This window comes from Mesorhizobium sp. Arg314, assembly GCF_053714275.1.
In genome coordinates, this window is the sequence record NZ_JBSKBP010000038.1 from 40,599 (window position 1) to 47,520 (window position 6,922).

The 6,922-nt window shown below is 62.8% G+C and carries 12 protein-coding genes and 1 pseudogene; 7 read left to right on the top strand and 6 right to left on the bottom strand.

The features are described 5' to 3' along the window. From ACWGS9_RS27790 to ACWGS9_RS27805, 4 genes are all read left to right on the top strand, one after another. A complete protein-coding gene (locus ACWGS9_RS27790; protein WP_454508246.1) occupies nt 1–276 on the top strand; it encodes an isochorismatase family protein in 276 nt (91 codons plus the stop codon). A 241-nt stretch (nt 277–517) separates the two neighbouring features. Continuing rightward, the gene (locus ACWGS9_RS27795) at nt 518–1,030 is read left to right on the top strand and encodes a YciE/YciF ferroxidase family protein (protein ID WP_320216217.1); all 513 of its coding nucleotides are present in this window, start codon (nt 518–520) and stop codon (nt 1,028–1,030) included. Between the two features lie 99 nt (nt 1,031–1,129). Next, the gene (locus ACWGS9_RS27800; protein ID WP_454508247.1) at nt 1,130–1,495 is read left to right on the top strand and encodes a low affinity iron permease family protein; all 366 of its coding nucleotides are present in this window, start codon (nt 1,130–1,132) and stop codon (nt 1,493–1,495) included. Between the two features lie 87 nt (nt 1,496–1,582). Further along, nucleotides 1,583–1,792, top strand: coding sequence for a hypothetical protein (locus tag ACWGS9_RS27805; protein WP_454508248.1), 210 nt, complete (start codon nt 1,583–1,585; stop codon nt 1,790–1,792). A gap of 211 nt (nt 1,793–2,003) precedes the next feature. On the opposite strand, the gene ACWGS9_RS27810 is transcribed toward ACWGS9_RS27805, so the two are convergent. Next, nucleotides 2,004–2,213: a hypothetical protein gene (locus ACWGS9_RS27810; protein WP_454508249.1), complete on the bottom strand. Its 210-nt coding sequence runs from the start codon at nt 2,211–2,213 to the stop codon at nt 2,004–2,006. Between the two features lie 175 nt (nt 2,214–2,388). Between ACWGS9_RS27810 and ACWGS9_RS27815 the strand changes: the two genes are divergently transcribed. Beyond that, nucleotides 2,389–2,565, top strand: coding sequence for a hypothetical protein (locus ACWGS9_RS27815; RefSeq protein WP_454508250.1), 177 nt, complete (start codon nt 2,389–2,391; stop codon nt 2,563–2,565). Between the two features lie 115 nt (nt 2,566–2,680). On the opposite strand, the gene ACWGS9_RS27820 is transcribed toward ACWGS9_RS27815, so the two are convergent. The 5 genes and pseudogenes from ACWGS9_RS27820 to ACWGS9_RS27840 all read right to left on the bottom strand — a co-directional run. Beyond that, entirely contained in the window at nt 2,681–3,592 is a 912-nt protein-coding gene (locus ACWGS9_RS27820) for a hypothetical protein (RefSeq protein WP_454508251.1), read from the bottom strand. A 229-nt stretch (nt 3,593–3,821) separates the two neighbouring features. After that, the gene (locus ACWGS9_RS27825) at nt 3,822–4,883 is read right to left on the bottom strand and encodes a YihY/virulence factor BrkB family protein (RefSeq protein WP_454508252.1); all 1,062 of its coding nucleotides are present in this window, start codon (nt 4,881–4,883) and stop codon (nt 3,822–3,824) included. An 11-nt stretch (nt 4,884–4,894) separates the two neighbouring features. Next, the gene (locus ACWGS9_RS27830; RefSeq protein ID WP_454508253.1) at nt 4,895–5,125 is read right to left on the bottom strand and encodes a hypothetical protein; all 231 of its coding nucleotides are present in this window, start codon (nt 5,123–5,125) and stop codon (nt 4,895–4,897) included. Nucleotides 5,126–5,448: 323 nt separating this feature from the next. Then, entirely contained in the window at nt 5,449–5,754 is a 306-nt protein-coding gene (locus ACWGS9_RS27835) for a hypothetical protein (protein WP_454508254.1), read from the bottom strand. A gap of 17 nt (nt 5,755–5,771) precedes the next feature. After that, nucleotides 5,772–5,934, bottom strand: a pseudogene (locus ACWGS9_RS27840) (SDR family oxidoreductase); the annotation flags it as partial. A gap of 171 nt (nt 5,935–6,105) precedes the next feature. On the opposite strand from ACWGS9_RS27840, the gene ACWGS9_RS27845 reads away from it, so the two are divergent. Both ACWGS9_RS27845 and ACWGS9_RS27850 read left to right on the top strand, forming a co-directional pair. Then, nucleotides 6,106–6,282, top strand: coding sequence for a hypothetical protein (locus ACWGS9_RS27845; RefSeq protein ID WP_320216225.1), 177 nt, complete (start codon nt 6,106–6,108; stop codon nt 6,280–6,282). A gap of 205 nt (nt 6,283–6,487) precedes the next feature. Further along, nucleotides 6,488–6,787, top strand: a complete 300-nt coding sequence (locus tag ACWGS9_RS27850; protein WP_454508255.1) for a DUF982 domain-containing protein — start codon at nt 6,488–6,490, stop codon at nt 6,785–6,787. Nucleotides 6,788–6,922 lie beyond the last annotated feature (135 nt).

A 6,922-nucleotide genomic window follows, 5' to 3' on the forward strand; every position in this document is an offset into this window, starting at 1 on the left:
GTGTCGACATGCAGCGCATGTTCATGCCTCCCGGGCCGTGGGCGGTCGGGTGAGGATGTCGACCCCATTGCCGTCAGCGGAGGCGAGGCCGACATGTGCGTTCTGGCGACGCTCCTTGGAGCTATCGATTTCGGCTTTCGGACGGTCTCCGCCGAGGATGCGATTTGCGGCACCTCCGACGAAGCCTATGACAGTATCGTGAGGCTGTTCACCAAAAGATATTCGCACCATGTCGAGGTCGCTCCAGTGGACGAAATTCTGGAGTTCTGGGCCTAAAGCGCGTCGCGCAGAACCGGATTCAGGCGACGCGCTTTAACTCTTTGTTTTGATGCATGTCGTTGTCCCAGAACCGCTGCACACTTCTGGGCGACATGCATTAGTCGAAGCGCCGGAAGATCAGCGCGGACCTCGTCAATAACAAATGATCTTTCTGGGCCCTAACCGGCAAAAAATCTGTTCGGAACAACTTGCGGGCGGCCGTGTTGACAACGATCCAACCCCACCAGGAGATGCGAACATGGCGACGACGAAGGCGGCCTCGAAGAAAGGCCTCAACGAACTTTTCCACGACACGCTGAAAGACATCTATTTCGCTGAGAAGAAGATCCTCGCCACGCTGCCCAAGATGGCAAAGGCCGCGCAGAGCGGTGACCTGAAAACGGCCTTCGAGAAGCATCGCGTCCAGACCGAGGAGCATGTCGCGCGGCTCGAAGAAGTGTTCGAGGTGATCGACAAGAAGCCCGTCGGCAAGACCTGCGCCGCCATCATGGGCATCACCGAGGAAGGCGCCGAGATCATGGAGGAGTACAAGGGCTCGCCCTCGCTCGACGCCGGCCTGCTGGCCGCGGCCCAGGCGGTCGAGCATTATGAAATCTCACGCTACGGCACGCTTCGGACATGGGCTTCCGAACTCGGCTTGACCGAGGCGGTCAACCTGCTCGACAAGACATTGGGCGAGGAAAAGGAAACGGACGCGGCGCTCACCGAGCTTGCCGAATCCGCCGTCAATGTAGCGGCCGAGGCCGCATAGCGGCGATCAGCGGACGGCTGGATCTTCCCTCGATCCGGCATCCGCCGAGCCTTGGCAGTTTGCCGGGCTCGTTGCTGCCATCCCCCCGAGTCCCATCCCATGGAAAAGGCGTTCAATCGCATGGCGGCGGCCGTCGCTCATGCCACCGGCAGGCCGTGGGCTTTCGCCCTTTGCCTGGGCTCGGTTCTGCTCTGGGGAGCAACCGGCCCGATCTTCGATTATTCGGAGACCTGGCAGCTCGTCATCAACACCGGCACCACGATCGTCACCTTCCTGATGGTGTTTCTGATCCAGAACACGCAGAACCGCGACGGCGCGGCGATCCAGGCCAAGCTCGACGAACTGATCCGCTCGGGCCATGCCAAGAACGATTTCATCGGCATCGAGCATCTCACCGAGGCCGAGGTCGAGGCGTTCCGCGCCCGCTGCGCGGCAGCCAAGACGAGAAACGCGGCCAACGCCTGAGCCGCGGTTCACCAGCCATCCGGAGGGACACCGCGCGAATGGAACCTCGGTCAGGATTGATTGTTCAAATCTCGAAGGCGGACCAGCATGACCAGATCGTCGCTTCATCTGCTCAAGGGCACAGGCTATCTGATCTCCACGGTGAGCGTGACCCTGCTGGCGATCGTCAGCTGGGACAGCGCATCGAAAAGTCCTTTGCTGACGGCCTGTCTGCTCGGCGGAGCCGCCACCTCGATCATCGGCATGTTCTGCCGCTGGCTCTCCTACGAAATCGAGAAACGGCGGGAAGAGCGGTAGGGCGCCAAGCTCGGCGAAGCCGTCGCACGGCGCTTGCTGACGGAAGCGGGGGCGTGCCCCGGTCAGCGGGTAGTGTGTCAGTTTGAAATTTTGCCGCTAGGCCAAGCTGGCATGTCTCAGACGCTCTTCCGGTCGATAGAAGACCTTTTGCGAGAAGATGGACGCCGTTGCACCGAAGCCGGGCAAGCGCGGCCCCTTACAAGAGGGCAGACTAGATCGCGGCTTGGCTAGAATCCAAGCGGCGCCGTATATCCTCCGGTGCCGTTACGCCTTCGTTGAACAGGCCCATGATGCGCGCTGCCAGAAGTTTGCGCGCTTCGTCGTCTCCAGAGATGCCCATCTCTTTCGCGTATTGTTCCAAGAGCTTTCCGAGCGCGGCCAGTTGTTCGGGGTCGGCAACGCCCCATAGAGTCCTCAACATATCGCAGTGCCTCTCATAGAGTGGGCGAAAGCTTGATGAACTCTTCCAAGCGTCCGTAGCCGTTGCAGATCGGACGACCCCGCAACGATACGCCTGAATTGTGTCACCTACGAGTCAATTCGCCGATAGGAACAGAAGTCGGATAGGCCCGTTTGGCTTGAAAGGGGCAGCTCCAATGGCCAACAAAGAGCATGGCCCACCCAGCGGGACTGACGAGGAGTATTTCGTTCGACGCCTGCTGGACGAGACAGGCATAACCGAAGCGCAGGCTCGCGAGCTCATCGCCTTGCTCGGCTACGAGTGGACCTCTCTTCTGAGAGAGGCTCACATCCTCGTCGCCAAAAAAAACTAAGCTCAAATTCCAAACTGAGACACAACCGGTCGGCGTTATCCATTGACAATAAACGCCCGCCGGCGAAGCCAGCGGGCGCGTTTGACGATGCATGCCGAAGGCAGCCGAGGTTTCGTCAGCCGCGAACGAAAAGCGCCTCGTCTTCGTCGCGCTGTCTGCCGCCTAGCGCTCCGGCAACGCTGGCAATGAAAGCCCCCACGATCATCGACAGGGCGCCGACGAGCGCGAAGGTGGCACTTGCCTTCCTGGCCGTGTCGGCGGCCGCCTTGGCCTTGTTCTTGGCGTCTTCGATGCCGGCAAGAACGGTATCGACGCGCTTGGCGGCGTCGGCCTGTGAAAGCCCGGTGCGGGAGGCTACCAGCTTCGCAAGATAGGCTTTGTCGTCGGCCGACACTTCGCCCTTGGCGGCGCTCGCCACCAGGATGCGCGTTGCCTGCGTCGTCGTGCCGGCATCATTCTGGCCAGCCGGGGCGACGGCGCCGCTGTCGGCGGGGCGGAAGAGTTGATCGACGAAATAGCCCAGGCCGTTGCTGTCGGTTGCGCCGCCGGCGCCATTCGCGGCCGCCGACGAAGCACCCGCGGCCGCGCCGGCAGCGACGTTGGACGCCGCTTGCACGCCCGCGCCGATGGTTGCGGACAAGGCGGAACCGAACACGCCGGCAACCAGCAGCGTTGCCAGCGCCCAGGCCAAGAAGCCGTGCGCGGTATCGCGGAAGTAGACTTCGTTGTCATGAATACCAACCCATTTCGTCCGCAGCCGGCCGGTCAAATAGCCGCCCAGCCCGGCCGAAAGCCATTGCACGACGATCAGCCAGACGGCGGCCGAAACCGCGAAAGTGGTGGCCGAAGCGCTGGCGCCGGTCCAGGGCGAAACCATGGTTAGCCCCAGCCCGGAGCCGATCAGCATCAGGACCACCGTCAGCGTCGCCGCGGCGAAGGCGCCGGCGATGATCGGCCCCCAGCTCACGGCGGAAGACGAAGATTCAGCAGCGCCGGAAAGTTCGACGTCAGTTACTGCGGGATTCATCACACATCTCCTACCGCGCGAACAGCATAAGCAGGATGATGATCGGGATTGGAACTCCGAGCAGCCAAAGCAATATACCGCGTCCCATAGTAACCTCCTGTTGTTTTCGAGACGAAATACCAATTCGCAGAACTGGCTTTCGTTCCAGAGGTTTAGTGATGAAGATCGAGGGCTGCCTGCGGCTTTGGAGCCTGCTGATTTCTTGCGGGAATCTACCTCGATGGATGCTTCAGCCTCTTGGGCGCAAGACCCGCGTGACCAGCAGCGTGATCAGGCTGGAGATGACAATCCATATGCCGATCTCGCCGGCGAATGCCGGTGGCCGAGGCGCCGCCGTGCCAGCACCGCCAGCGTTAGCCGGCATTGTCGCCTCGGGTTTGGCTGCCTGCCTGGCGTGGGGCGACGCAGCCCGCTCGTTAGCGTCCGCCACGACCGCCGCGAGGTCGCGCCGGCTGCCTCGCCGCACCGAATAGGCGCGCGTGATCTCGGCGCCGAAGAGAAAAATCTGTGCCGAATAATAGACCCAGACCAGCACCACCATCAGCGCGCCGGCCGCGCCATAGGAGGTGGCGATGGCGCTGGTGCCGATGTACCAACCGATCAGCGACTTGCCGATGGTGAACAGCAGCGCCGTGACCACCGCTCCGATCCCGACATCGCGCCATTTGAGCCTGCGGTCCGGCAGGACTTTGTAGATCGCGGCGAAGAGCAACGCGATCAGCACGAAGGAGACGACCGTGTTGACAGAGCTGACGATGAATTCTCCAAACGGCAGGCTGCGGTTGATCAACTCGCCGAGCGCGGCGATCGCCGTGCTCGCCGCGAGCGACACCAGGAGCAGGAAGCCGAGCGCGGCCACGAGACCGAGGCTCGCCGCCCTCGCCCGCACCAGCCGCGACAGCGACACGCCGTCGGGTTTCACCTTCCAGATCTTATTGAGCGACTGCTGCATCTCGCCGAAGACGCCGGACGCGGTGACGAAGAGCGTCACCAGCCCGATGAGGGTTGCCAAAGTGCCCGACCAGCGGTGCGAAGCGGTTTCGATCGTGGCCTTCAGCAGATCGGCGCTCTGCGAACCCATGACGCCGGATATCTCGGCCGACAGCGCCAGCTGGGCGGCATCGTTGCCGATGACGATGCCGGCGATCGCGACAACGATCAGCAGGATCGGCGCCAGCGAAGTGGTGGCGTAAAAGGCCATCGCTGCGCCGTGGCTCAGCGCATTGTCGTTGATATAGCCGGTGACGCTCTCCTTCAGCAGTATCCAGCCTTCGTCGACCCAGCCGGGCATCTTCGCTTCACCTATTTTGGACGCGGATCCTCGAGCCCGGCGCCGATGGCGGGGAACCCCCCTGCCCGCCGTTTCTCGACCGCTTCGGCCAGGGCAAGTGCTGCATTCGTCACTTCGGCCTGGATGTCCTTGTCGGCGTCGAGCTCGTAGCGCTGCTTGAATTCGCTCTCGCCGAGACGCGGGCTCGGCATGCCCTTACGCGGTTCGGTGTTGGCCTCGGTGGATTGCGTCTGCTTTGCCATTTGCTGTCCCGCGCCGGATGCGCAGCGGGTCGGGTGGGACAAGAGCTCGACTGCCTTTTCGTTGGCCAGGGCGTGAAGCCGAAGAAACCAGCCCTGTTCTCTTTGCCACCAGGTCCGGCTGACGCGGCCCGCAAATGACAATTCGGCGCAGGACGGTTGGTTCCGGTTGAGAAAAGGGCCCGCCCGGTGCGTAGAGACAGCGCGGGCAACCGTCGGGCCGTGGAGCCCGAAGGCGGCGGGTCAGAAGGTGTGGTGACCCGCCACTCAAAACCCCAACCGGCCAGGACGGGGTGAGTTCCGGCCGGAGCTTGCCAGCCGACCGCTTACTGCGGCGTCTGCGGCGGCACCTCGCCCGGCTTGATCACAGGCATCTCGCTGCCTGTCGGCGGCGGCGCCATCGCGTTCTGGTCACCGGTCGGTGGTGGCTTCAGCACGCCGCCGCAATTGGTGAGCTGCTTCGACAGTTCATCTGTCTCGGCCTCTTGCTTTTGTTTTTGCTGCTGGTCATTGGCGTTGGGCTTGGCCTGGCAGTTCTGCGCCTGCAGGTCTTTCGGCTGGGCGGCCGTCTGAGCCGCCGCCGGCAGGGCCGGGATCAGCGCGAGGGCTGCGATGAGAAGAGCTTTCTTCATGGGATCCTCCTGATGGCTCAGTAACCCCCGATGATCGGCAGGATCTCGCCGGTGATGTAGCTGGAGCATTTGCGGCGAGGCAAGGAACACATAGGCCGGCGCGATCTCCTCCGGCTGTGCCGGCCGCTTCATCGGCGTCTTGGCGCCGAATTGCGAAACGTCTTGCGCCTGCGTTCGGCTGCTGGTCGGCATGGTGGTCTCCTTTCAGGGGACAACGCATGCCAACGAAAAAGGTTGGCCCCGGTTCGTTGCACCTCGCAGAGACGCTTGGGTGTACATCAAAGTTAAATGCGGCCGCCGCCCGGCGGTGCTAACGCTTCCGTATTGGGGGGACTCTCGAGGAGGAGTCCCATGGACATTCGAATTTTTGTCGGCGGCCTTTCGGCCGCATTGCTGCGCCGGCGCGCCGCCATGCCACCGATCCCTGTCAGGGTGGTCCGCGCCTCGCTGGCCGACGTGCCGCTCAGGCCGCGCCCGCGCCCGCCGCATCGGCCGGCGCCGCCTGTCCGGCCCGCGAGCAATATGTAGCCTCGGAATTTAACCTTCGACGGGCGCCCGGATGCAACCGTCCGGCGCAGTCATCGTTTACGGCCATCCTCAATTTTACGGTGAAACATGAAATCCTTGCCTATGAACAACCCGGTCCTTGTCCTCGCCGCCGCCATGCTCACGGCCGCGCCCTTTGTCGGCCTTGCCTGGCGCACGCGCGAATGGTTCGGATGGTGAAAGTCCGATGAGCCGTTTCCTGCCGCTCACCATCCGCTTCGTCAACGGCGGCACGATGGTGGTCACCACGGTCGCCGAAGCCAAGACGGCGCTGGCCGGAACCTGGAAGAACAAGGAGGCGCCGGATTACCTCGAAGCGGTCCGACTGGTGGACGACGCGATCGCGGGCATCTGCCGGCCGGCGATTGCCTTTGCCGCCTTCAAGAAGGCCGCCGCGCAGCAAGGCCTGCTGAAGCCAGCCCGGCCAAGTGCCGCGCTCACCATGCTGGACGAACTGTGGTCGCGCTTCAAGGCGCCGCCCGGCTGATGCATGCCGCGCAAAAGTGACCTCGGCTTTGCGAAAACGACATGCGTCAAGCAACGACCTCTAACAGGCTGCTGAAAAACGTTTTTGGTCCGGCCGACTCGTGGCTTTGATTCTGTTTTGTTCGCTTTTCGATTC

Excerpts from the sequence above, each read along its gene's own strand:
- ACWGS9_RS27820 (WP_454508251.1), bottom strand. The coding sequence starts at position 3,592 with ATGAATCCCGCAGTAACTGACGTCGAACTTTCCGGCGCTGCTGAATCT.
- ACWGS9_RS27845 (WP_320216225.1), top strand. The coding sequence starts at position 6,106 with ATGGACATTCGAATTTTTGTCGGCGGCCTTTCGGCCGCATTGCTGCGC.
- ACWGS9_RS27805 (WP_454508248.1), top strand. The coding sequence starts at position 1,583 with ATGACCAGATCGTCGCTTCATCTGCTCAAGGGCACAGGCTATCTGATC.
- ACWGS9_RS27810 (WP_454508249.1), bottom strand. The coding sequence starts at position 2,213 with ATGTTGAGGACTCTATGGGGCGTTGCCGACCCCGAACAACTGGCCGCG.
- ACWGS9_RS27835 (WP_454508254.1), bottom strand. The coding sequence starts at position 5,754 with ATGAAGAAAGCTCTTCTCATCGCAGCCCTCGCGCTGATCCCGGCCCTG.
- ACWGS9_RS27825 (WP_454508252.1), bottom strand. The coding sequence starts at position 4,883 with ATGCCCGGCTGGGTCGACGAAGGCTGGATACTGCTGAAGGAGAGCGTC.
- ACWGS9_RS27815 (WP_454508250.1), top strand. The coding sequence starts at position 2,389 with ATGGCCAACAAAGAGCATGGCCCACCCAGCGGGACTGACGAGGAGTAT.
- ACWGS9_RS27800 (WP_454508247.1), top strand. The coding sequence starts at position 1,130 with ATGGAAAAGGCGTTCAATCGCATGGCGGCGGCCGTCGCTCATGCCACC.
- ACWGS9_RS27830 (WP_454508253.1), bottom strand. The coding sequence starts at position 5,125 with ATGGCAAAGCAGACGCAATCCACCGAGGCCAACACCGAACCGCGTAAG.
- ACWGS9_RS27795 (WP_320216217.1), top strand. The coding sequence starts at position 518 with ATGGCGACGACGAAGGCGGCCTCGAAGAAAGGCCTCAACGAACTTTTC.
- ACWGS9_RS27850 (WP_454508255.1), top strand. The coding sequence starts at position 6,488 with ATGAGCCGTTTCCTGCCGCTCACCATCCGCTTCGTCAACGGCGGCACG.